The 21,473-nt window shown below is 63.3% G+C and carries 21 protein-coding genes; 12 read left to right on the forward strand and 9 right to left on the reverse strand.

All coding sequences use genetic code 11. From position 1 onward, the window contains the following. From AC2FMN_RS03230 to trkA, 4 genes are all read right to left on the reverse strand, one after another. On the reverse strand, positions 1–318 hold a 318-nt coding region (locus tag AC2FMN_RS03230; RefSeq protein ID WP_496686223.1), incomplete at its 3' end, for an HflX-like GTP-binding protein. Further along, the gene (gene hfq / locus AC2FMN_RS03235) at positions 318–557 is read right to left on the reverse strand and encodes an RNA chaperone Hfq (protein WP_005982826.1); all 240 of its coding nucleotides are present in this window, start codon (positions 555–557) and stop codon (positions 318–320) included. The genes hfq and AC2FMN_RS03230, both read right to left, overlap by 1 nt. Before the next feature lie 122 nt (positions 558–679). Then, on the reverse strand, positions 680–2,218 hold the full coding sequence (locus AC2FMN_RS03240; protein ID WP_496686224.1) for a TrkH family potassium uptake protein: 1,539 nt from the start codon (positions 2,216–2,218) through the stop codon (positions 680–682). Next, a complete protein-coding gene (gene trkA / locus AC2FMN_RS03245) occupies positions 2,218–3,594 on the reverse strand; it encodes a Trk system potassium transporter TrkA (protein ID WP_496678102.1) in 1,377 nt (458 codons plus the stop codon). Before trkA ends, AC2FMN_RS03240 begins: the two co-directional genes overlap by 1 nt. 96 nt (positions 3,595–3,690) lie before the next feature. On the opposite strand from trkA, the gene AC2FMN_RS03250 reads away from it, so the two are divergent. Further along, complete coding sequence (locus tag AC2FMN_RS03250; RefSeq protein WP_496678100.1) at positions 3,691–4,158, forward strand: hypothetical protein; 468 nt, start codon at positions 3,691–3,693, stop codon at positions 4,156–4,158. A gap of 63 nt (positions 4,159–4,221) precedes the next feature. Here the strand turns inward: AC2FMN_RS03250 and ntrX are convergent, their stop codons facing one another. The 5 genes from ntrX to dusB form a co-directional block, all read right to left on the reverse strand. After that, positions 4,222–5,631 (reverse strand): nitrogen assimilation response regulator NtrX, encoded by a 1,410-nt coding sequence (ntrX, locus tag AC2FMN_RS03255; protein WP_496678099.1) that lies wholly within the window; start codon positions 5,629–5,631, stop codon positions 4,222–4,224. Continuing rightward, the gene (locus AC2FMN_RS03260) at positions 5,628–7,919 is read right to left on the reverse strand and encodes a sensor histidine kinase NtrY-like (RefSeq protein WP_496686225.1); all 2,292 of its coding nucleotides are present in this window, start codon (positions 7,917–7,919) and stop codon (positions 5,628–5,630) included. The genes ntrX and AC2FMN_RS03260 overlap by 4 nt, the downstream gene beginning before the upstream one ends. Before the next feature lie 96 nt (positions 7,920–8,015). After that, positions 8,016–9,383 (reverse strand): response regulator, encoded by a 1,368-nt coding sequence (locus AC2FMN_RS03265; protein ID WP_496686227.1) that lies wholly within the window; start codon positions 9,381–9,383, stop codon positions 8,016–8,018. A 16-nt stretch (positions 9,384–9,399) separates the two neighbouring features. Beyond that, positions 9,400–10,479, reverse strand: coding sequence for a two-component system sensor histidine kinase NtrB (locus AC2FMN_RS03270; protein ID WP_496686228.1), 1,080 nt, complete (start codon positions 10,477–10,479; stop codon positions 9,400–9,402). Beyond that, positions 10,476–11,459, reverse strand: coding sequence for a tRNA dihydrouridine synthase DusB (gene dusB / locus AC2FMN_RS03275; RefSeq protein ID WP_496686230.1), 984 nt, complete (start codon positions 11,457–11,459; stop codon positions 10,476–10,478). The genes AC2FMN_RS03270 and dusB overlap by 4 nt, the downstream gene beginning before the upstream one ends. A 185-nt stretch (positions 11,460–11,644) precedes the next feature. On the opposite strand from dusB, the gene AC2FMN_RS03280 reads away from it, so the two are divergent. The 11 genes from AC2FMN_RS03280 to AC2FMN_RS03330 all read left to right on the forward strand — a co-directional run bounded on the left by AC2FMN_RS03280 (position 11,645) and on the right by AC2FMN_RS03330 (position 21,409). Beyond that, the gene (locus AC2FMN_RS03280; RefSeq protein WP_496686232.1) at positions 11,645–12,775 is read left to right on the forward strand and encodes a bifunctional 2-C-methyl-D-erythritol 4-phosphate cytidylyltransferase/2-C-methyl-D-erythritol 2,4-cyclodiphosphate synthase; all 1,131 of its coding nucleotides are present in this window, start codon (positions 11,645–11,647) and stop codon (positions 12,773–12,775) included. Further along, positions 12,772–13,269, forward strand: a complete 498-nt coding sequence (locus AC2FMN_RS03285) for a phosphatidylglycerophosphatase A family protein (RefSeq protein WP_496686235.1) — start codon at positions 12,772–12,774, stop codon at positions 13,267–13,269. Before AC2FMN_RS03280 ends, AC2FMN_RS03285 begins: the two co-directional genes overlap by 4 nt. Next, complete coding sequence (locus AC2FMN_RS03290) at positions 13,266–13,742, forward strand: CinA family protein (protein WP_496686238.1); 477 nt, start codon at positions 13,266–13,268, stop codon at positions 13,740–13,742. The genes AC2FMN_RS03285 and AC2FMN_RS03290 overlap by 4 nt, the downstream gene beginning before the upstream one ends. Positions 13,743–13,923: 181 nt before the next feature. Beyond that, positions 13,924–15,105: an ammonium transporter gene (locus AC2FMN_RS03295; RefSeq protein ID WP_496686240.1), complete on the forward strand. Its 1,182-nt coding sequence runs from the start codon at positions 13,924–13,926 to the stop codon at positions 15,103–15,105. A 146-nt stretch (positions 15,106–15,251) separates the two neighbouring features. Then, the gene (locus AC2FMN_RS03300; RefSeq protein ID WP_496686243.1) at positions 15,252–15,932 is read left to right on the forward strand and encodes an orotate phosphoribosyltransferase; all 681 of its coding nucleotides are present in this window, start codon (positions 15,252–15,254) and stop codon (positions 15,930–15,932) included. Between the two features lie 225 nt (positions 15,933–16,157). Continuing rightward, the gene (locus AC2FMN_RS03305) at positions 16,158–17,648 is read left to right on the forward strand and encodes a replicative DNA helicase (protein WP_496678081.1); all 1,491 of its coding nucleotides are present in this window, start codon (positions 16,158–16,160) and stop codon (positions 17,646–17,648) included. A gap of 198 nt (positions 17,649–17,846) precedes the next feature. Beyond that, the gene (alr, locus tag AC2FMN_RS03310) at positions 17,847–18,881 is read left to right on the forward strand and encodes an alanine racemase (RefSeq protein ID WP_496686245.1); all 1,035 of its coding nucleotides are present in this window, start codon (positions 17,847–17,849) and stop codon (positions 18,879–18,881) included. Further along, on the forward strand, positions 18,878–19,660 hold the full coding sequence (locus tag AC2FMN_RS03315) for an MlaE family ABC transporter permease (protein ID WP_149774500.1): 783 nt from the start codon (positions 18,878–18,880) through the stop codon (positions 19,658–19,660). The genes alr and AC2FMN_RS03315 overlap by 4 nt, the downstream gene beginning before the upstream one ends. Beyond that, on the forward strand, positions 19,657–20,403 hold the full coding sequence (locus AC2FMN_RS03320; RefSeq protein WP_496678076.1) for an ABC transporter ATP-binding protein: 747 nt from the start codon (positions 19,657–19,659) through the stop codon (positions 20,401–20,403). Before AC2FMN_RS03315 ends, AC2FMN_RS03320 begins: the two co-directional genes overlap by 4 nt. Further along, the gene (locus AC2FMN_RS03325) at positions 20,400–20,960 is read left to right on the forward strand and encodes a HEPN domain-containing protein (RefSeq protein WP_496686248.1); all 561 of its coding nucleotides are present in this window, start codon (positions 20,400–20,402) and stop codon (positions 20,958–20,960) included. Before AC2FMN_RS03320 ends, AC2FMN_RS03325 begins: the two co-directional genes overlap by 4 nt. After that, positions 20,957–21,409: a paraquat-inducible protein A gene (locus tag AC2FMN_RS03330; protein ID WP_496678072.1), complete on the forward strand. Its 453-nt coding sequence runs from the start codon at positions 20,957–20,959 to the stop codon at positions 21,407–21,409. The genes AC2FMN_RS03325 and AC2FMN_RS03330 overlap by 4 nt, the downstream gene beginning before the upstream one ends. Positions 21,410–21,473: the final 64 nt, after the last annotated feature.

Here is a 21,473-nt window from a genome sequence, read left to right on the forward strand (position 1 = left end):
GTCGAGAATCTTGACCTTCCAAGCCTTCTCCAGATTGCGCTGCTGAACCGGCGTGACCGGCCCGTCGATCAGGACCAGCTCGATTTCGTTTTCAGCAAAACGCGCGCCCAGTTCCTCGATCTTGCCGCTGCCGAACAGCAGGCCGGGCTGCGCCCGCGGCAGGCGAACGATCTCGGACCCGATCACATCCAGATCGGGCAAAGCGGCAGCCAGTGCCACCGCCTCTTCCAGCGCCGGACCGGGATCGCGGCGCTGGTCATCTGACTTGATATCGGGATGCAGCACCCAAGCCCGGGTGCGCCTCCGGTCATGTTCCATCAAGAGGCGTCTTCGCCCTCATACAGGTTGATCGGCTGTGAGGGCATGATGGTCGAGATCGCGTGCTTGTAGACAAGCTGCGACTGTCCGTCGCGGCGCAGCAGCACGCAGAAATTGTCGAACCAGGTGATGACACCCTGCAATTTCACGCCGTTGATCAGGAAAATCGTAACGGGAACCTTTGCTTTCCGTACATTGTTCAGGAAGGCATCCTGAAGATTCTGTCTGTCCGAAGCCATATTTTGTTATCTCGCCGTTGTTCTTGCTTACGCGCTGCGGACCAACGCGCTCCCTCCGCGCGAGTATGGAGTGACACGAACAGATATTCCAGATGAAAAATCAGGCAGTAACCCGAAGCGCTTCAATCGCGCCACAGGCTGGGCGTGATCAGCGCGATGATCGCCAGCGTTTCCAGCCGCCCGATCACCATCGCGGCACACAGTGACAGTTTGGCCCCCGCCGACAGATCGATCAGCCGCAACGGCACGTCCGTTGCCAGTTCGATCAGCGGGCCCGTCGTGCTCAGCGCGGCGACGCTCAGAACCATGGCCTGCTCGAAGCCCACCCCTTCGGCGGCCAGCAGAACGTCGAAGACCGCCAGCGCCAAGGCAAAGATCATCAGGAAGATCCACGCGATGTAAGCGCCCTGGCTTTGGATGCGGCGATTGCCCGCCCCCGCGCCGCTGACCGAAGACGGATGGATCAGGCGGTCCAACTCGCGCGCGCCGTTCAGATACAGCGCATAGACCCGCAACAGCTTGACCCCGCCCGCAGTCGTGGCCACACCGCCACCGATCAGCGCCAGCCCCATCAAAACCAGCCCCGGCGTCCCCAGGCCCGACAACTGCTGTGCATCGTTCCAATAGGAACTTTCGAACCCGGCGGTCGTCAGGAAGGACAGCACCGTGAACAGCATGCCCCAGATCACGTTCAAAACCTGCAACCCGGTGGCCTGGCCTCCTATCTCGGCCATGCCGGCCAAGGCCCGGAACACCAGCAAGGCCGCGACCGCAACCACGATCAGCAGGCCAATGCGGAACTCGGGGTCCTTGTCGAGACGGCTATGACCGGAAACCGCCGTATCGGTCGAAAAGGTCAACCGCGACAGAGCGAAAAACAGAAACAGGAACAGGATGGCCTCGCCCGTGATCCCCGCGGTTGATCCTTCCAGGCCACCAACGGGTGAAATCCCCGACGTCGCCATGATTGACATCGCATGGCAAATCGCCGTCAGACCCTGTTCGTCCGCGATCAGCAGCAGGATCCAAATCACGGCCGTCAGCCCCGCATAAACGGGTGTCAGGGTCCGAGCCACGCGAAACAGCCGGCCGCGGGGATCGGCCAGTTCGCTCTGCGCCACGCCCGAGACCGGCCGCCCCGGTTCACCGCGTGCGGTGATCTCGAACCCGCCCAGAGACAGAGGTGCAAGGATGGCCGCCGCAGAGACCCACATCAGCAGCCCGCCCATCCAGCCGACCAGCGCACGCCACAGATGCACCGGGGCCGACAGGCGGCCGGGATCACTGAAAAGATCGGCTCCGGTGGTCGTCACGGCACTGACCATGTCGAAATAGGCATTCAGAAAGCGCGTGTTCCCCAGCGCGTCATGCATCGGCACCGCCAGAAAGACCGGCAGCACGGTCAGCGTGGCCAACAGCACCGCCAGTTGGCCCAACGTGCCCCTGCGCGGCCGCCGATTGGACAGGGCCAATCCGATGATCGACACCAGAAACACCCCGATCAGGCCGGAATAGAAAAAGGACTGAGACGTATGATGGTCGTTCAGTGCCAACGCATAGATCGCCGGAATCCACATCGCCAGCGACGCGACACCCCAGATCAGCAGGAACAGGGGCAAGCGTTGAAAAACGCCGATCCGTCCGGTGCGCGCGACAGCCATCAGAAGAAATCGATCGACACCTGCAACAGGCGTTCGACCTCGGGTACGTCACTGGCCATGGCAAAAATCGCAAGCACATCCTTTTCCTCGATCCGCAGAGCGCCGGACGGCCGCAGCACCTCGTCGCCGCGGCGCAAAGCGCCGACCAGTACACCTTCGGGGAAAGCGATGTCGCGCAGTTTCTGCCCGGCAAGCGGCGAGGTCGACAGGACCTCGGCCTCAATCACCTCGGCCTCGGCGTCGCCGATCGAATAGACCTGCCGCACGCGGCCATGCCGGATGTGGCGCAGGATCGAACTGACCGTGGTTGCGCGCGGGTTGATATAGGCGTCGATCCCCAACGGGCCGGTCAAGGCCGCCATGCTGGGATCGTTGATCAGCGCAATCGCCAGCGGACAACCCTCGGCCTTGGCTCGCACCGCCGACAACATGTTGGTCCGGTCGTCATCGGTGACGGCCAGCATGGCGTCGGCCCGCTCGATCCCGGCCTCGCGCAGCAACGCGGCATCCAGACCGTCGCCATTCAGAACGATCGTGCGCTCCAACGCCTCGGCGGCCTTCTCGGCGCAGCGCCGATCGCGCTCGATCACCTTGGCCCGGATCCGACCCTCGCGCTCTTCCAGCGTGCGCGCAACCTCGAGCCCGACATTGCCGCCACCGACGATGACCACGCGGTCCTGCTTTTTCTGCGTTTTGCCGAAGACCTCCATCGTGCGGTCGACGTCCTTGACGTGGGTAAAGACGTAGCATTCGTCGCCCACGAACAGCTGATCTTCAGATTCCGGCGCAAACAGCGTGCCGTCGCGCCGCACCCCCACCACAATCGCGCTGAGAGTCGAGAACAGATCGGTCAACTGACGCAAAGGGGTGTTCACGATGGGGCAGTCTTCATCCAGCCGGATGCCCAGCAGTTGCGCCATGCCGTCCATGAACAGCTCGGTGTCGAAGGCTGCCGGCGCCGACAGGCGCCGCATGGCCGCGGCGGCCACTTCGCGCTCGGGGCTGATCACCACGTCGATGGGCAGATGGTCGCGCCGGTACAGATCGCGGTGAATCGCTTCGAGATAGGATTTCGCACGCAGCCGAGCAATCTTGCGCTGGATCGAGAACACCGAATGCGCCATCTGGCAGGTGACCATGTTCACCTCGTCCGAATGGGTGGCGGCGATGATCATGTCGGCGTCCCGCGCCCCGGCCTGCTCGAGTATGTCGGGATAGCTGGCGAAGCCCGAGACACCCTGCACGTCCAGCGTCTCGATCGCCCGGCGCACCAAATCCGGATTGTTGTCCACGACGGTTACGTCGTTTAATTCGCCCGACAGGTGCCGCGCAATCTGCCAGCCGACCTGGCCGGCGCCGCAAATGATGACCTTCATTCCCTTGGCCCTTCTGCCTGAGCGTTTTGAATGACAGATGCCCCGAATACGGTCAATTGAATTGTCATGACCTTATCCGTGATGCAAGATCGAGGCATGAAGACCGTCTTGCTCAGCTGTCTGATCCTGCTTGCCGTGGCCGCCTGCGGTCCCCTGTCGATGTATTATCGCGAAGGCGCGAGCGTGACGCGTATGCAGGCCGATACCACCGAATGCCAGGTCGCGGCGCTGAACAAGGTGCCCGTGGCCAACCAGGTGCGTCAATCTCCGCCGGTCTACTGGCCGGGCCAGACCTATTGCGATGGCCGCGGACGTTGCTATCGCTCGGCCGGCTGGTGGGAGCCGGGGCGGGTCTACACCGTGGATGCAAACAAGGGCCTACGCGACACGGTCGAGGCGCAATGCATGGCGCGCAACGGATACCGGCCGGTCAGCCTGCCGCCCTGCAAGCAGAGCCAGAAACGCGGAGTTGCACCCCAGCGGACTACCACCCTGCCACCGCTGACCGGCAGCGCCTGCTATGTCAAATTCGACGACGGATCCTTCCAGATCATCACGCCCTGACAGGGACGACACCGGTTCGCGCATGCGCCGCAGGGGCATTCACCCCCGCAGGCAAGCCGCCCGTCACTCGGCCGGTTCGGGTTCATCCACCCGTGCCACCCGGGCGCCGGATTTGCTTGAGGTGACCACACCCAGCGACTTCAGCTTGCGGTGCAGCGCGCTGCGCTCCATCCCCACAAAGCTGGCCGTGCGGCTGATATTGCCGCCGAACCGGTTGATCTGGGTCAGCAGGTATTCACGTTCGAACGCCTCGCGCGCCTCGCGCAGGGGCAAGGTTGCCAGCGCGCCCGACAGCACCACGCGGCCCGGCTCTTCGCTCTTGTCTTCGTCGCTGGGCAGTTCGCGCGCCTCGATGGGACCGCTGCCATCACCCAGGATCAACACTCGCTCGACCAGGTTTTTCAGCTGTCGCACGTTTCCGGGCCAGCTCATGGTCTGCAGCAGCGCCACCGCCTCGTCCGACAACTCGCGAACGGGCAGGCCCTGGGTCTCGTTGCAGATCTGGATGAAATGACGGGCCAGAACCGGGATATCCTCCCGCCGATCTTCCAGCGACGGCACCGCGATCGGAACCACGTTCAGACGGTGGTACAGCTCTTCGCGGAACCGCTCGGCCGCGATCTCGGCCTCGAGGTCGCGGTTGGTCGACGAGATCACCCGAAGATCGACCCGCACCTTGTCGCTGCCGCCGACGCGCTGGAACTGCTGATCCACCAGCACCCGCAGAATCTTGGACTGCGTGCCCAAAGGCATGTCGGCGACTTCGTCGAAATAGATCACACCGCCATGCGCCTGTTCGAGAAGACCGGATTCGATGCCGCGTTCCGGCGACTCGCGGCCGAACAGAACCTCTTCCACGCGCTCGGGTTCGATCCCGGCACAATTCACGGTCACGAAGGGGGCGTTGGCGCGATTGGAATGAGCGTGGATGTAGCGCGCGGCGATCTCCTTGCCCGACCCGGCCGGGCCGCGCAGCATCACCCGACCGTTCGACTTGGTCACCTTGTCCAACTGGGCCACCATAGCGCGGAACGCGGCCGAACTGCCGATCATCTCGGAACTGCTGACCTCATTGCGCTTGAGCGAGGCGTTCTCGCGGCGCAGGCGCGAGGTCTCCATGGCACGGCGGATAACCACCATCAACTGGTCGATGTTGAAGGGCTTTTCGATGAAGTCATAAGCGCCCTGCTTGATCGCGGCGACGGCGATTTCGATGTTGCCGTGCCCCGAGATGATAACCACCGGAATGTCGGGATTGTCGCGCCTGACCGCCTTCAGGATGTCGATGCCGTCCATCCGGCTGTCCTTGAGCCAGATATCCAGGATCAACAAACCCGGCGGCTCGGCGTTGATTGCGTTCATGCATTCGTCCGAGTTTGCGGCCAGCCGGGTGGTGTATCCTTCGTCCTCCAGAATGTCGGACACAAGTTCGCGAATATCGCGTTCGTCATCTACGATCAGAATGTCGCTCATCTTTGGCCTGCTTTCAGTGAGTTGGTTATTATTGCCTGTTTCTGCGGCGCTGCGCCTGGGACCGCGTCGGTCAACGGCAAGCGGATCACGGCCATCGCGCCAAAATGGTCCTGTCCGGCGAACACGGGGGCATCCTCGAGGGTCAGCGAACCGCCGTGTTCTTCAATGATCTTTTTGACGATGGGCAGGCCCAGACCCGTCCCCTCGTCGCGGGTGGTCACATAGGGTTCGAAAAGCTTGGCCCGATCCTCGGGCAGACCGATCCCGTTGTCCGCGATGGTGATCTGAACCCCGTCATCAACCGTTAGCACCACGACTCGGATCTGCGGCATCAGGTTCTCGGGGGCCCCTTTTTCTTTCAGTGTTTCAATCGCTTCGCCGGCATTCTTGATCAGGTTCGTCAAGGCCTGGCTAAGCATGGTCGCATCGACGTCGGCCAGCACCGGCTGATCCGGCAGATCGGCCGTGATCTCGACATCCGGCTGCCCGGCCTGTTGCAGCAAGACCGCCTCGCTGACCAAGTTGACGACATCCTCCTGGCGCCGGTCCGGTTCGGGCATCCGCGCGAACTTCGAGAACTCGTCCACGATCCGGCGCAGGTCGTTGGTCTGGCGCACGATCACGTCGGTCATGGATTCCAGCGTGGCGCTGTCCTCGGGCTCCAGCTTGCGGGCAAACTTGCGTTTGATGCGCTCGGCACTCAGCTGGATTGGGGTCAGCGGGTTCTTGATCTCATGCGCGATCCGACGGGCCACGTCGCCCCAGGCCGCCATCCGCTGAGCGCTGACCAGGTCAGTCACGTCGTCGAACGCAACCACATACCCTTCAAGGCGGCCATCCTCGCCCCGACGCGTGGCCATGCGCACCAACAGGTTCTCCAACCGCCCCTTGCGGATCACCTTGACCTCGCCCTGAACGGCCTCCTGCGCGCCTTCCTTCAATTTCTCAAACAATGGCAGAAATTCAGGCACGGCAATGCCGATCTGCGGATGCTGGTCGCTGCCGGACCAGTCCAGCAGCCGTTCGGCCGACCGGTTCACGAATGTAACCCGCCCGTCAGAATCGACCCCGACGACACCCGACGTGACCGAGCTGAGTACCGAATCGAACAACCGCCGTCTGCTTTCGATCTGGCGGGTGTTTTCCAGCAACGTGTCGCGCTGCGCCTTCAACTGCCTGGTCATCTGGTTGAAATAGCGGCCCAGCATGGAAATCTCGTCATCGCTGGACTCTTCGATGACCTGCACGTCCAGATCACCGGCCCCGACCCGTTGCGCGGCGGTGGTCAGCCGCCCGACAGGCCGCGACAGACGTTCGGCAAACCACATGCCCAGCGACACCGCCGCCAGGATCAGGATCAACGCAAAGCCCAGATACAGCAAGCCAAACTCGAACAGAACCCGGCCCCGCTCGCGTTCGAGCTGTTGGTAGAACTGGGCGGTTTCCTTGGTGTCGTCCAGCAGCGTCAACAACCGTCCGTCCACCGCGCGGCTAACATACAGGTACCGGTCGGGGAAGGCCTCCAACGGGACCAGCGCGCGGAACTCGTTGTTGGGCCAGTCGGCGATGACCAGATGGCCCTGCGCGCGCGCCTGGTCGAACTGCTGCGGAGTCGGTCGTTCATAATTGAACAGATAGGACCGGTCGCCCCGAGCCCGGATCTCGCCGCTGCCGTCGATGACATAAGCTTCGCGTAGGCCGCGTTGGATCTGGGCCTGCCCCTGCGCCAATACCTCGCGCAGTTCGCCATCCGAGATGAAGAAATCCAGCGACCGCGCATTGTCCAGAAACCGGGCCAGCACAAGCGCATCCTGCGTCAGGCCCTGTCGGTGCTCCTGCTCATAGGCTTCGGCCGCCGCCAGCGACGAGCCCACCACCTGCCGCACCCGGTCCGAGAACCAGCCCTCGAGCCCGATATTCACCGTCAAGCCGGCAAAGATCGCCACGATCACCGTAGGCACGAGCGCAAGCAGCGTGAAGGCGCCGATCAGCCGCAGGTGCAGGCGGGACCCCGCCGATTTCGCACGCCGAGCGGCGACCAAGCGGCCCAACTGGCTGAGCACCAGGGCCGCCACGACAAGAACGTACACCAGATCTGCCAGAAGGATCAGCCGCAGCGACGGAGCGGTCGCGCCCAGATCGAACGGCCCGATCACCAGATAGGTCGCCAAGGCCAGGGCCGGCCCCAGAACCACCAAGCCCAACGTGCCGAAATTGCGCAACTTTCGGGACTTCCGCCACCGATCTAGGACAATCATCGGCCGGTTCTGTGCCCGGGTTGCCACCATCTGCCCTCATCCTGATGTGCCGCTTGCGCGACTTACCGCCATATGTCGTGGTCCTTGCCGGGCGCATGCCCGGATGCCACGGTTTGTGTGGCGATATTACATCAGTTTACGGCGACGTGTCACCTGAATATCGAGATCGGTGATTTTTTTGCGCAGCGTATTCCGGTTGATCCCCAAAAGATCGGCGCATTTCGCCTGGTTTCCGCCCGTTGCCTCCAGCGCGATTTCGATCAGCGGCGCCTCGACCTCGCGCAGGATGCGCTGGTACAGGCCCGGCGGCGGAAGCATGTTCCCGTGCAGGTCGAAATACCGCCGCAGATGGCGCGCGACCGACGACGACAGCTTTTCGCGCTCTCCCCCGCCCAACAGAGGCTCGGCCTCGGGCTGGCTGCCTAGAACCGCCTCGACCTCGGCCTTGGTGATCTCGTCAGACCGGCTGGTCAGGCTCAGCCGTCGGATGGCGTTTTCCAGCTGTCGCACGTTGCCCGGCCAGGAATAGCGGCGCACCAGTTCAACCGCCTCGGGCCCAAGCCAGCGTTTCACACCAGTGTCTCGCTCGTCCCGAGCCAGAAAATGCTCGGCCAGCAGCGGGATGTCGTCGACGCGCTCGCGCAGGGCGGGCACTTGGATCGTGGCCCCGCACAGGCGGTAATACAAGTCCTGCCGGATCTGGCCGCGTTCCATCGCCTCAGTCAGGTCGGTCTGGCTGGTGGCCATGAAACGCGGAACGTGATCGCCGGGCGTATCCATCATCCGCACGATACGGGCTTGGATCTCGTCGTCCAGATCGCCGATCTCGTCGAACAGAAGGGTCCCGCCGCGTACCCGCGCCATGACGCGCGCGGGGCCTTCAAGGTCGCTCAGATCCGCGGCGGCAGCCGTTACAAAGGGCAGCGTGCGCCGGTCCGAGAAATCGTGAATAGCCCGCGCGATCAACGATTTGCCGGTGCCGCTCTCGCCCGAGATCAGCACCGACAGATCCGTATTCATCACCCGCGCGACCAGACGGTACAGCGCCTGCATCGCCGGGGTACGACCGACCAGCGGCAAATCGTCGGGGCGCTCTTCGCTCGGCGTATCCGGCTCGGACCGTGCGCGCTGCTTCCGCTCGAGCGCGCGGGCGGTGCGCTTCATCAGGTCCGGCAGGTCGAACGGCTTGGGCAGATAGTCATAGGCATCCGCCTCGGCCGCCTGGATCGCCGTCATGATCGTGTTCTGAGCCGAGATCACGATCACCGGCAGGCCCGGCCGGTCCTGCGCGATCTTGGGCAGCATTTCCAGCCCGTTGCCATCAGGCATGACCACATCCGAGATCACCACGTCGCCCTTGCCCTCGCCGACCCAACGCATCAGCGTTGTCAGGGACGAGGTCGCATGCACCTTGCAGCCCGCCCGCGTCAGGGCCTGGGTCAGAACCGTCCGGATCGTTCTGTCATCATCTGCAACCAGTACCGTGCCATCCATCTGGTGTTCTCCTTGATTATTCTTTGTCCTGCCCTGCCTCGCGCGGCGCGCGGCGCAGCGACAGCCGGAAGACCGTCCGCCCCGGCACCGACTCGGCCGTGATCCAACCGTCGTGGTCGGACACGATCTTGCTGACCAGCGCCAAACCCAGCCCGGTCCCGTTTTCCTTGCCGGATACGAACGGGTCGAAAATGTCGCTGCGGATGTCCTCGGGCAGGCCCGGGCCATCATCGATGATCTCGATCTGCAGCGGCAGCGAGTGGCCCGACCCATCACTGCGCCGCAGACGGAAGGAATGTTCGAAATAAGTGTGCAGGCGGATCGTCCCGCCCTCGGGACCGGCCGCCTCGGACGCGTTCTTGAGCAGGTTCAGAACCACCTGCAGCAACTGATCCGGGTCACCATAAGCCAGTGGCAAGGAGGGGTCGTAATCCTCGATGATGGTCATGTCGGCTCCAAAGCCCAGCAGCGCCGAGCGGCGCGCGCGGTCCAGAACATCGTGGATGTTGACCGGCTTGAAGTCGGGGCGCGAGAGGTTTCCGAACTGCTCGACCTGTTCGAGGAGCTTTACGATCCGGCGGCTTTCAGCCACGATAAGATCTGTAAGTTCAAGGTCTTGTGAGCCGATATTCATGCTCAACAACTGCGCAGCACCGGTGATCCCGGCCAGCGGGTTCTTGATTTCGTGGGCCAGCATCTCGGCCATGCCGATCGCCGACTGTGCCGCCGATTTGACCGTGTTGCCGCGGGTCATGCGGCTGGCCAGTTCGCGCGGCGAGACGATCATGATCATGGACCCCGGATGCCCCAGCAACGGCGCGATCTGCAACGCGCATTGCAGCGGCGCGCGATTGCCCGAACCCACGTCCACATCATTCACGAACAGCGGCGTGCCCTGCTGGCGGGCGCGCGTGAAAGCCTCTTCCAACGGCGCGTCCACGGCGATCTGGTCCCAGACCGGATGCCCGACCACCGATTTGCGTGAGGCGTTCAGGAACCCCTCACCCGAGGAATTGATATCGGCGATGCGATCCTCGGGGTCGATAATGAAGGCCGGAACCGGCAGAGAAGCCCAGATGACCTGATCCGAAATCATGCTGCCACCTCGGCATTTTCCGTCAACGCGTCGCCGATCAGCCGCAGAACCTCGGCCGGATCGCGCGAGGTCAGAACCGCGCGGCGCAGCGACGCCGGCGTTCTGGCCTCGTCCATGTACCAGCCCAGATGCTTGCGCGCGACGCGCAGCCCCAGATCGGCGCCATAGAACCCCAGCATCGCCTCGTAATGCGCCCGCACCATGTCGGCCAGATCGTCACCTTCGGGAACCTCTGGCGCCGGTGTCCCCCACAGCTCGTGCGCGATCTGCGCAAGCAGCCACGGTTTGCCCTGCGCTCCACGGCCCACCATGACGCCATCCGCACCCGACCGCTCCAGCGCTGTCTGCGCACGTCTGGGGCTGGTGATGTCGCCATTGGCCACAACCGGAATGCTGACAGACTCTTTGACCGCGCGGATCGCGGCCCAATCCGCCTCGCCCTTGTAGAACTGACAGCGCGTGCGCCCGTGGATCGTCACCATCTGAACGCCGGCCTCCTGCGCCCGCCGCGCCACGTCCGGCGCGTTCAGCAGCGTGTCGTCCCACCCCAGCCGGGTCTTGAGAGTCACCGGAACGTCCACCGCGCCCACGACCGCCTCGATAAGGGTCAGGGCGTGGTCGGGCGTCTTCAGCAGGGCCGAGCCGGAATAGCCGTTCGTCACCTTCTTGGCCGGGCAGCCCATGTTGATGTCGATCACCCGCGCGCCCCGATCGGCGACCTGCCGCGCGGCCTCGGCCATCCAATAGGCGTCGCGCCCGGCCAGCTGTACGGCAGTGTTTTCCACATCAGCCGACAGCTCGGCCCGTTCGCGCACGCCCGGCTTGGCCTGCACCATCTCCTGGCTGGCGACCATCTCGCTGACCACCATCCCGGCGCCGAACCGCATGACGAGGTCGCGAAAGGGCCGGTCGGTGATTCCGGCCATCGGCGCCAGCAGAACCGGCGGGGTCACAATTTTCTCGGCAATGCGCAGCGTCAACGTGCCTAATCCTTAAGCATTTGCGGTTTTCATATCGAATCCGGCCCGTATGAACAACAAAACCACGGCCCGCAAGCCCGCAAAATCATCATGTGCCCAATTATTAACCAGATTACCGCGAGTGATTGCCTCTGCTTTCACCGCCGCCTAAACACGGGAGCTAAGCGAAGTTCGGAAACACAAACATGACAACCGCCGCCATCATCGTCGCCGCCGGGCGCGGCCTGCGCGCCGGAGGAGGCCTGCCCAAGCAATGGCGCCCTTTGGCCGGGCGGCGTGTGGCCGACTGGACGATCGAACGGATCAAGGCGCAGGTGTCACTGGTCGTGCTGGTCCTGTCTCCCGACGACCCCGCGGCCTGGACGGAATTCGCCGACAGCGGCCTGATCCTTGCGCCCGGCGGCGCCGACCGGGCCGAATCCGTGCGCAACGGCTTGCAAGCACTGGCTGATCGCAGCGTCAGCAAGGTTCTCATCCATGACGTGGCCCGGCCCTGTGTCAGCGCGCGGGTCATTGGTGACGTGCTGGCGGCCCTCGACACCCACGCCGCCGCGGCACCTGGGCTGCCGGTGACCGATGCGCTGTGGACCGGGGCCGACGACCAAGTGACGGGTACCCGAGATCGCGCGGGCCTGTTTGCTGCGCAGACGCCGCAGGGGTTCCGCTATGACGCCATCGTGACCGCGCATGCGGCGCACTCCGGCGGGGCCGCTGATGATGTCGAGGTTGCCCGGGCCGCCGGGATCAACGTGGCCATCGTGCCGGGCGACGCGGACAATCTGAAAATCACACGGCCCGAGGATTTTGCCCGGGCTGAACGGATATTGAGGTCAGACATGGATGTAAGGCTGGGCAACGGATATGACGTGCACCGGTTCGGGCCGGGCGATCACGTTATCCTGTGCGGCGTCGAGGTCCCGCATGATCGGGGGCTGCAGGGCCATTCCGACGCGGATGTTGGCATGCACGCCGTCACCGACGCGATCTATGGCGCACTGGCGCAGGGCGATATCGGCCAGCACTTCCCCCCATCCGACCCGCAATGGAAGGGTGCCGCCAGCGAGATCTTTCTGCGCCATGCGGTGGATCTGGCCACGCGCATGGGCTTTCGCATCTCGAACATCGACTGCACGCTGGTCTGCGAATACCCCAAGATCGGCCCGCACGCCGCGGCGATGCGGCAGAAAATGAGCGAAATCATGGGGCTGGAGGCCGACCGCGTGTCGATCAAAGCCACCACGTCCGAGCGGCTGGGCTTTACCGGCCGCAAGGAAGGCATCGCTGCTATCGCAACCGCCTGTCTGGTGAAACCATGACCTTGGCGCGCCTGATCGGAACCGTCGGCGGGGTCGGATATCTGCGCCCTGCCCCTGGCACCTGGGGCTCGCTGGCCGCACTGCCTTTGGCCTTGGCGCTGCACCTGCTGGGTGGCTTCCCGCTGCTGGCCGTCGCAACCGTCGCCGTCTTTGTGGCCGGCACCTGGGCCACCAGCGTCATGACCGCCGGGCAGGACGATCACGACCCCTCGGAGATCGTCATCGACGAGGTCGCCGGCCAGTTCATCGCAATCTGGGCCGTATCCTATCCGGCTTGGGCACATGACATCGCGGTCACCGCCCTGTGGCCGGGCTGGATCGCCGCGTTTTTGTTGTTCCGCCTATTCGACATCACCAAACCCGGCCCCATCGGCTGGGCCGACCGGCGCGGCGACCCCTTGGGCGTGATGCTGGACGACGTGTTCGCGGGCGTGTTCGCGGCCGTGGGCGTTCTGATCCTGGCCGGGGTCGCACACGGAGTACTGGGCCTATGACAGTCGCCGACCTGCTCGACCGCGCCAAGGCGCTGAACGTCATGATCGCCACCGCCGAAAGCTGCACGGGCGGTATGGTCGCCGCCGCGCTGACCGACATTCCCGGAAGTTCGGCCGTGGTTGACCGAGGCTTCGTCACCTATACCAACGCCGCCAAACAGGACATGCTGGGCGTGCGCGCCGAGACCTTGGCGGCCCATGGTGCCGTCTCTGAAGAGGTCGCCCGCGAGATGGTCGAGGGTGCGCTGGCGCATTCCCAGGCGCAGCTTGCGGTCTCGATCACCGGCATCGCGGGGCCCGGCGGGTCCGAGTTCAAGCCCGAGGGCCGGGTCTGTTTCGGCCTTGCCCTCACAGGCCGCCCTACCCTGACCGAAACCGTAGAGTTCGGCGCCGCAGGCCGCGCCAATGTCCGACGCTCGGCGCGGGATCATGCGCTGAAACTGCTGGAAAACGGCCTTTCCGAACTCGCCTAAATTTTTTGCACTCGCCCGGATACGGCGCACTTTTTGTCACCAATTGGAAAAAGGACGCCAAAACAGGCACCTTTTTCGCACCCTGCCTCTTTTTTCCTCGACGTCCGTTCGGTTGAACCCACGGCACGTCACTCACACCGCGCCCCCTTGGCGCAGCTTCAGGAAAGAGGAGAACGGCCCAATGAACGGAGCCGATACCGCCTGGATCATCGTCGCGACGGCGCTGGTCCTGTTCATGACCTTGCCGGGCCTGGCCCTGTTCTATGGCGGGCTGGTGCGCGCCCGCAACGTGCTGAGCGTTTTCATGCACTGCTTCGCGATCGCCTGCCTGATGAGCATCCTGTGGCTGGTCGCGGGTTACTCGATCGCCTTCGGCGACGGCGGTTCGGGCCTGTGGGGCGGGCTGGGCAAGGCGTTTTTGAACGGCGTCGATGCCGACAGCCTGTCGGGCACCCTGCCCGAGGTGCTGTTCTTTGCCTTCCAGATGACCTTTGCCATCATAACCCCGGCCCTGATCGTCGGCGCCTATGTGGAGCGCGTGGGCTTTGGCTTCGTGCTAGTCTTCTCGGGCCTGTGGATGCTGCTGTGCTATGCGCCGGTGGTTCATTGGATCTGGGGCGGAGGCATCCTGACCGATGGCGGCATTCTGGGTGAAATCGGCGTGCGCGATTTCGCCGGTGGAATCGTGGTGCACGAAACCGCCGGTCTGGCCGCTCTGATCATCGCTTGGGTCCTGGGGCCGCGTAAGAACCGCACAACCCCGCCGCACAACCCCGGATTCGTCATGATCGGGGCCGCGATGCTGTGGGTCGGCTGGTTCGGCTTCAACGGCGGCTCGCAACTGGCCGCGGATGGCGGCGCGGCCATGGCGCTGACGGTCACCCATATCTCGGCCGCCACCGCATCGCTCAGCTGGGCGCTGTGGGAGCGGATCAAGTATGGCAAGGCCTCGCTGGTCGGTCTGGTCACCGGGACCATCGCGGGTCTGGCCTCGATCACTCCGGCCTCGGGTTATGTCGATCCGGTTCAGGCGCTGATCATCGGCGCGGTCGCCGGCATCCTGTGCCAAGAGGCGGTGAACGTGGTCCGCAACGTGCTGAACATCGACGATACGCTGGACGTGTTCGCCGTGCATGGCGTGGGCGGCATTTTCGGCACCATCATGATCGCCGTCTTCGGCCTGGGCGCTTGGACCGCACAGCTGGGCGGGCTGGTGATCGTGGGTGCCTTTACGGCAGTTGTCACATTTGTGCTGATCAAGGTGGTTGCGCTTGTCACCCCGCTTCGCGTAGACGCCGAGACCGAGACGAACGGGCTCGACCTGTCGGTCCACGGCGAACGGGCCTATGACATGAGCAGCTAAGCCCACCTTGGCTGCCTCAACTGCCCATCCGGGCATCAAGCGGACCTCTTGCGAGGTCCGCTTTTCTTTTGCCCCAACCCCTCTCGACATCGGGCCGGTCGGCAGGCTATCAGCCCGCAACGTCATTTCAGCACCGAGGTCCCGCCATGATCCCCAGTTCCTTTCCCGACAGCACGGAAATCGCCCGCCTGACCGCGCGGATGCTGCTGGAGATCAAGGCGGTGCATTTCAACGCACGCGAACCGTTCACGCTGGCCAGTGGCCTGCCCAGCCCCACCTATATCGATTGCCGCAAGCTGATCTCGTACCCGCGCATCCGGTCGACCCTGATGGATTTCCTGACGGTCACAGTCATGCGGAATGCCGGGTTCGAAGCCTTCGACAACATCGCCGGCGGTGAAACCGCGGGCATCCCCTTCGCCGCGATGGTGGCCGAACGCATGGCCCTGCCGATGACCTATGTGCGCAAGAAGCCCAAGGGCTATGGCCGCAACGCCCGGATCGAAGGGACCATGACCGAAGGCCAGCGCGTGCTGCTGGTCGAGGACCTGACCACCGATGGCGGCTCGAAACTGTCCTTCGTGGACGCGATCCGCGAAACCGGCGCCACCTGCGCACATACGGCGGTGATCTTCTATTATGGCATCTTTCCCGAAACCGAAAAGACGCTGGGCGATCACGGCGTGCAGTTGCACCACCTGTGCACCTGGTGGGACGTTCTGGCCGAGGCCAAGGCGCAGCAAGCCTTTGATGCGGAAACACTTGACGGGGTCGAAGCCTTCCTGAACGACCCGCGCGGCTGGCAGGAGGCCAACAAACAGTCTTAGGTCAAATGTGGATGAGATGGGGATAACTGTGAGGGAATCAGACCAGTCACCCCGATATCTGGTGACTTTTTCACCGTTTCCTACATAATAGGCGACAATCAAGATAACATCCAAACGGTCTGGAAAGTTATCCCATGGCTTTACCCGCAGTTAGCCACAGGTATTTCCAGATAGCTTGAACAGCGGGTCTGCGTGTAGAACCTCGGGACAGGCAGCGGGGACGAAATGAACGAAATCAGCAGTATCGAGCAGGCAGCGGCGCAGATTCAGAACGCCGAGACCATGCCGCATTCCATCGAAGCCGAACAGCAGCTTCTTGGCGCGATCCTGACCAACAACGACCTGTATGACAGGGTCGCCTCGATCATCGGGCCCGAGCATTTCTATGACCCGGTCCATGCCCGTATTTATGAAGTCGCCGCCGCGCGCATCGCCAAGAACGCACTGGCCTCGCCGGTGACGCTGAAATCCTTTCTGGCCGAGGACGAAGGCCTTAAGGAGCTGGGCGGTCCGGCCTATCTGGTCAAGCTGGCCGGCGCCTCGATCAGCGCCTTTGCCGTGCATGACTATGCCCAGATGATCTATGACCTGGCGATCCGGCGCGAGCTGATCCGGCTGGGTCGCGACATCTCGGACAAGGCGGCGCGGGTCGATGTGGCCAGCGAACCCAAGGAACAGATCGTCGAAGCCGAGCAGAAGCTGTACCAGCTGTCCGAACAGGGCCAGACCGAACAAGGGTTCAAGTCGTTCCTCAAGGCCGTGACCGAGGCGGTGAACGTCACCAACGAAGCCTATCAGCGCGGCGGCGGCATGGCCGGGATTTCGACCGGGCTGATCGATCTGGACAAGCAGCTGGGCGGGTTGCATCCGTCCGACCTGATCATCCTTGCGGGGCGGCCGTCGATGGGAAAAACCTCGCTGGCGACCAACATCGCCTTCAACGTGGCCAAGGCCTACAAGCGCGGCATCCGTGCCGATGGCACCGAAGGGGCGGTCGATGGCGGCGTCGTCGGCTTCTTCTCGCTGGAAATGAGCGCCGAGCAGCTGGCGGGGCGGATCCTGGCCGAAGCGTCCGAGATTTCCAGCCACAAGATCCGCCAGGGCGACATGACCGAGGACGAGTTCCGCCGTTTCGTCGACGCCGCCAAGGCGCTGGAGGCCTGCCCGCTGTTCATCGACGACACGCCGGCTCTGCCGATCAGCCAGCTGGCGGCGCGCGCGCGTCGGCTCAAGCGAACGCATGGGCTGGACCTGTTGGTCATCGACTATCTGCAGCTGTGCCGCGGCATGTCCGACAATCGCGTGAACGAGATCGCCGAGATCTCGATGGGCATGAAGGCCATCGCCAAGGAACTGAACATCCCCGTCATCGCCCTGTCGCAGTTATCGCGTCAGGTGGAAAACCGTGACGACAAGCGCCCGCAGTTGTCCGACCTGCGCGAATCCGGCTCGATCGAGCAGGACGCCGACGTGGTGATGTTCGTGTTCCGCGAAGAGTACTACAAAGAGCGCGAAAAGCCCGGCGATCACGAGCTGGAGAAGATGGAAGAATGGAAGCAGGCGATGGAGCGCCTGCACGGCAAGGCCGAGGTCATCGTCGGCAAACAGCGCCACGGCCCCATCGGCACGGTCGAGCTGTCCTTCGAGGCGCAGTTCACCCGGTTCGGCAACCTTGTCAAACCCTGGCAGCAGGGCGCCCAGATCGAGGGTTACTGACCCCCTCTACTCAGTCGACCATGTGAACGATCGGGGTCATTCGCTGGCTTTGACCCTGATGGGGGAACAATGCGGGTGGCCGTCGAACGCGCCCCCTTTGGGAGCGGCCCGGCCACATGCTGCCCAAGTCGCGGAGATTCCGCTCATTTGTGGCGCATTCCCCCTTGACCTCGTGCGGCGCGATGTCATGAACGGATCATGAGTACCGCACGTTTGACGATCAACCTTCACGCGCTGGCCGGAAACTGGCGAGCGCTGGACGCCAAAACCGATGCCGAGACCGGCGCCGTGGTCAAGGCCGACGCCTACGGTCTGGGTGCCGGCCCCGTTGCCAGCACGCTGGCCGAGGAAGGCGTCCGCAAGTTTTTTGTTGCCGTGGCCGAGGAAGGCGCCGCCGTGCGCCGGGCGATCGGTCCCGGGCCTCTGATCTTCGTTTTTTCCGGCCACATGGAAGGCGATGCGGATCTGCTGCGCGATCACGACCTGGTGCCGCTGCTCAACTCGCCCGAACAATTCCAGCGCCACATCCAGGCGCTGCCGGTGCATCCGTTCGGCCTGCAACTGGACACGGGCATGAACCGCCTGGGGCTGGAGCCCGCCGACTGGTCCGCCCTGCGCAACCGGGCCGAGGCACTGAACCCGGTGCTGGTCATGTCGCACCTGGCCTGCGCAGACGAACCCGACCACCCGATGAACCGCCAGCAACTCGAGGCATTCCGGGGCATGACCGAGGGCGTCTCGGCCCCCCGGTCGCTGGCCGCCACCGGTGGCATGCTACTGGGCCCTGAATACCATTTCGACCTGTGCCGCCCGGGCATCGGCCTGTATGGCGGCCTGCCCTTCGCTGCGGCCAGGCCGGTCGTCACCGTCGATCTTCCGGTAATCCAGGTGCGCGATCTGGCCGTCGGAGAAACCGTCGGCTATGGCAATACCTGGAAGGCCCGCCGCCCGTCGCGCATCGCCACGGTGGCCGCGGGCTATGCCGACGGGCTCCACCGCGCCATCGGCGGCGGCATCGACACCTTCGCCGGTGACCTGCCCTGCCCGGTCGTGGGACGCATCTCGATGGATCTGATCACCGTTGACGTGACCGACCTGCCGCACACGCCGGAACGTCTGCGCATTCTCAACGGCCACCAGACGGTGGACGACCTGGCCGAGGCCGCGGGCACCATCGGGTACGAGATCCTGACCTCACTCGGCAGCCGCTATTCGCGGGGCTACGTCGAATGAACCCGATCGCATGGCTTGGCGAACTGGGCCGCGCGGTCCTGAACCTGCTGGCCGCCTTCGGCCGCGTGGCGCTGTTTGCTCTGGATGCGGTGTCGCACATCTTTCGCCCGCCCTTCTACCCGCGTGAATTCGGCGTGGCCCTGCTGAACATCGGCTGGCTGTCCTTGCCGGTCGTTGGGCTGACCACCATCTTCACCGGCGGGGCACTGGCGCTGCAGATCTATGCCGGCGGCGCGCGTTTCAATGCCGAGGCCGTGGTGCCCCAGATCGTCGCGATCGGCATGGTGCGCGAGCTGGGTCCTGTCATGGTCGGCCTGATGATCGCGGCGCGCGTCACCTCGTCGATCGCGGCCGAGATTGCCACGATGAAAGTGACCGAGCAGATCGACGCGCTGGTCACCCTGTCGACCCACCCGATGAAATACCTGACCGCCCCGCGCGTTCTGGCCGCACTGATCACCCTGCCGGTACTGGTGGCGGTGGGTGACATCATCGGCATCGCGGGCGGCTATGCCGTGGCCACGCAGAACCTGGGCTTCAACCCGGCGGCCTATCTGAAGAATACGGTCGATTTTCTGGAACCGCTCGACATTCTGTCGTCGCTGGTCAAAGGGGCGGCCTTCGGGGTAATCGCCGCCATCATGGGCTGCTACTACGGCATGCACTCAGGCCGTGGCGCCCAGGGCGTGGGCCGCGCGACCAAAAGCTCGGTCGAGGCCGCGGCCGTGCTGATCCTGGCCGCCAACTTCGTTCTGACAGGGGTGTTCTTCTCGCTATGATCCGGTTGGAGAACGTACACAAGGCCTTTGGCGACAACCATGTTCTGCGGGGCGTGAACCTGGAAATTCCCACGGGCACCTCAATGGTCATCATCGGGGGGTCGGGCACCGGAAAATCGGTGGCGCTGAAATGCATCCTGGGCCTGATCAAGCCCGACAGCGGCAAGATCTATGTCGATGGTCAGGATGCCGAAACCGGCGACCGCGATGCCTTTCTGGCTCGGTTTGGAATGCTGTTCCAGGGCGGCGCTCTGTTCGATTCCCTGCCCGTCTGGCAGAACGTGGCCTTTCGTCTGCTGCGCGGCTCGCTCAAGCGCCCGGCACACGAGGCCCGCGAGATCGCCATCGACAAGCTGCGCCGCGTTGGCCTGCGCGCCAATGTGGCCGATCTGTACCCCTCCGAGCTGTCGGGCGGCATGCAGAAACGCGTGGGCCTGGCCCGCGCCATCGCCGCCGAGCCCGAGATCATCTTTTTCGACGAGCCCACCACGGGGCTGGACCCGATCATGTCGGGCGTCATTAACGATCTGATCCGCGAAATCGTGACCGAGATGGGCGCCACCGCAATGACCATCACCCACGACATGAGTTCCGTCCGCGCGATCGCCGACAACGTGGCGATGCTGCATGACGGGGTGATCCAGTGGACCGGTCCGGTCAGCCAGATGGATTCCTCGGGTGATCCTTTTGTCGAGCAGTTCATCAGTGGGAGTGCGGAAGGGCCGATTGAGGCGGTGCGGTGACTGAGCTGGGGAAGAACCGCGAGTCGACGAGCCCTATCCTTTTTGCTGCTATATCTGAGAAGTATCTGCAGGCAGCAAAAATTCTGTGGGAATCCGAATTCGAAAACAAGAACCGATTCCATTGGGACCTAGCACTAATTTTTCATCCGCTTTCGCAATTGCTGGGCGTAGCTCTTGAAACTTCATTGAAGGGTTTGATTGCTTGTCGTTCAACAGTTCCACCTAAAACTCACAGCATTTCAAAACTCTTTCTGAAACTAGACGACTACGACCTAGAAAAGCGCATCGAAGCCCAACTGCAAAATCTAAGTGTTCCAAAAGAAATCCAGGAAGCAAACAACTCCATGGACATCCAGGAGTTAGCAGAAGCTTATCGGCGGCATCACATTCATGTGGACTTATTTGACCGTGTCTACGATCGACCGTTTATGTCCAGATACCCCATACTCGGCGGCCACAGCCTACCTGACGCAATCGCACTTATCGCTATTGCCGATACTGTTTTGTCCAAGTTGAATGTCGAAAAAAGACGTTGGCAACCGAAGACGAACGAATGACCCTCCGCCTCGCCACCCTCTCGCTGCTGATCCTCTACCCCATCGCGTGGTTCGCCCCGCTGATGCGCGCGGGCCTGCTGCCGATCTTCGGCCTCAGCGAGATCAGCGTCATCACCGGCCTTCAATCCCTCTGGAAATCAGACATCTTCCTCGCGCTGGTCGTTACCGTCTTTGCCCTGTTCGCCCCGTACATCAAAACCATCGGCACCGCGCTGGTCCAATGGGACCTGCTGGACCCACGTGTCCAACCCGCGCTGAACATCATGGGCAAGCTGGCCATGGCCGATATCTTCCTCATCGCGCTTTACATCACCTTGGCCAAGGGCATTTCCTACGCAACGATCGAAACAGCGTGGGGTCTGTACCTGTTCACTGGCTGCATCCTTGCCTCAATCGCGCTGGGCTACGTTACCGAAGTGAAACGTGGTTCACGAAATCCCCGGACCTGATTGATTGAAAACGCATTTCTGGCTATGATGGCCAGCATTCGAGCAGCCAAGTCGTTTTTTGTTT

The organism is Ruegeria sp. BHSC037 (assembly GCF_059613045.1).

Excerpts from the sequence above, each read along its gene's own strand:
- hfq (WP_005982826.1), bottom strand. The coding sequence starts at position 557 with ATGGCTTCGGACAGACAGAATCTTCAGGATGCCTTCCTGAACAATGTA.
- AC2FMN_RS03240 (WP_496686224.1), bottom strand. The coding sequence starts at position 2,218 with ATGGCTGTCGCGCGCACCGGACGGATCGGCGTTTTTCAACGCTTGCCC.
- trkA (WP_496678102.1), bottom strand. The coding sequence starts at position 3,594 with ATGAAGGTCATCATTTGCGGCGCCGGCCAGGTCGGCTGGCAGATTGCG.
- AC2FMN_RS03250 (WP_496678100.1), top strand. The coding sequence starts at position 3,691 with ATGAAGACCGTCTTGCTCAGCTGTCTGATCCTGCTTGCCGTGGCCGCC.
- ntrX (WP_496678099.1), bottom strand. The coding sequence starts at position 5,631 with ATGAGCGACATTCTGATCGTAGATGACGAACGCGATATTCGCGAACTT.
- AC2FMN_RS03260 (WP_496686225.1), bottom strand. The coding sequence starts at position 7,919 with ATGGTGGCAACCCGGGCACAGAACCGGCCGATGATTGTCCTAGATCGG.
- AC2FMN_RS03265 (WP_496686227.1), bottom strand. The coding sequence starts at position 9,383 with ATGGATGGCACGGTACTGGTTGCAGATGATGACAGAACGATCCGGACG.
- AC2FMN_RS03270 (WP_496686228.1), bottom strand. The coding sequence starts at position 10,479 with ATGATTTCGGATCAGGTCATCTGGGCTTCTCTGCCGGTTCCGGCCTTC.
- AC2FMN_RS03280 (WP_496686232.1), top strand. The coding sequence starts at position 11,645 with ATGACAACCGCCGCCATCATCGTCGCCGCCGGGCGCGGCCTGCGCGCC.
- AC2FMN_RS03285 (WP_496686235.1), top strand. The coding sequence starts at position 12,772 with ATGACCTTGGCGCGCCTGATCGGAACCGTCGGCGGGGTCGGATATCTG.
- AC2FMN_RS03290 (WP_496686238.1), top strand. The coding sequence starts at position 13,266 with ATGACAGTCGCCGACCTGCTCGACCGCGCCAAGGCGCTGAACGTCATG.
- AC2FMN_RS03295 (WP_496686240.1), top strand. The coding sequence starts at position 13,924 with ATGAACGGAGCCGATACCGCCTGGATCATCGTCGCGACGGCGCTGGTC.
- AC2FMN_RS03300 (WP_496686243.1), top strand. The coding sequence starts at position 15,252 with ATGATCCCCAGTTCCTTTCCCGACAGCACGGAAATCGCCCGCCTGACC.
- AC2FMN_RS03305 (WP_496678081.1), top strand. The coding sequence starts at position 16,158 with ATGAACGAAATCAGCAGTATCGAGCAGGCAGCGGCGCAGATTCAGAAC.
- alr (WP_496686245.1), top strand. The coding sequence starts at position 17,847 with ATGAGTACCGCACGTTTGACGATCAACCTTCACGCGCTGGCCGGAAAC.
- AC2FMN_RS03315 (WP_149774500.1), top strand. The coding sequence starts at position 18,878 with ATGAACCCGATCGCATGGCTTGGCGAACTGGGCCGCGCGGTCCTGAAC.
- AC2FMN_RS03320 (WP_496678076.1), top strand. The coding sequence starts at position 19,657 with ATGATCCGGTTGGAGAACGTACACAAGGCCTTTGGCGACAACCATGTT.
- AC2FMN_RS03330 (WP_496678072.1), top strand. The coding sequence starts at position 20,957 with ATGACCCTCCGCCTCGCCACCCTCTCGCTGCTGATCCTCTACCCCATC.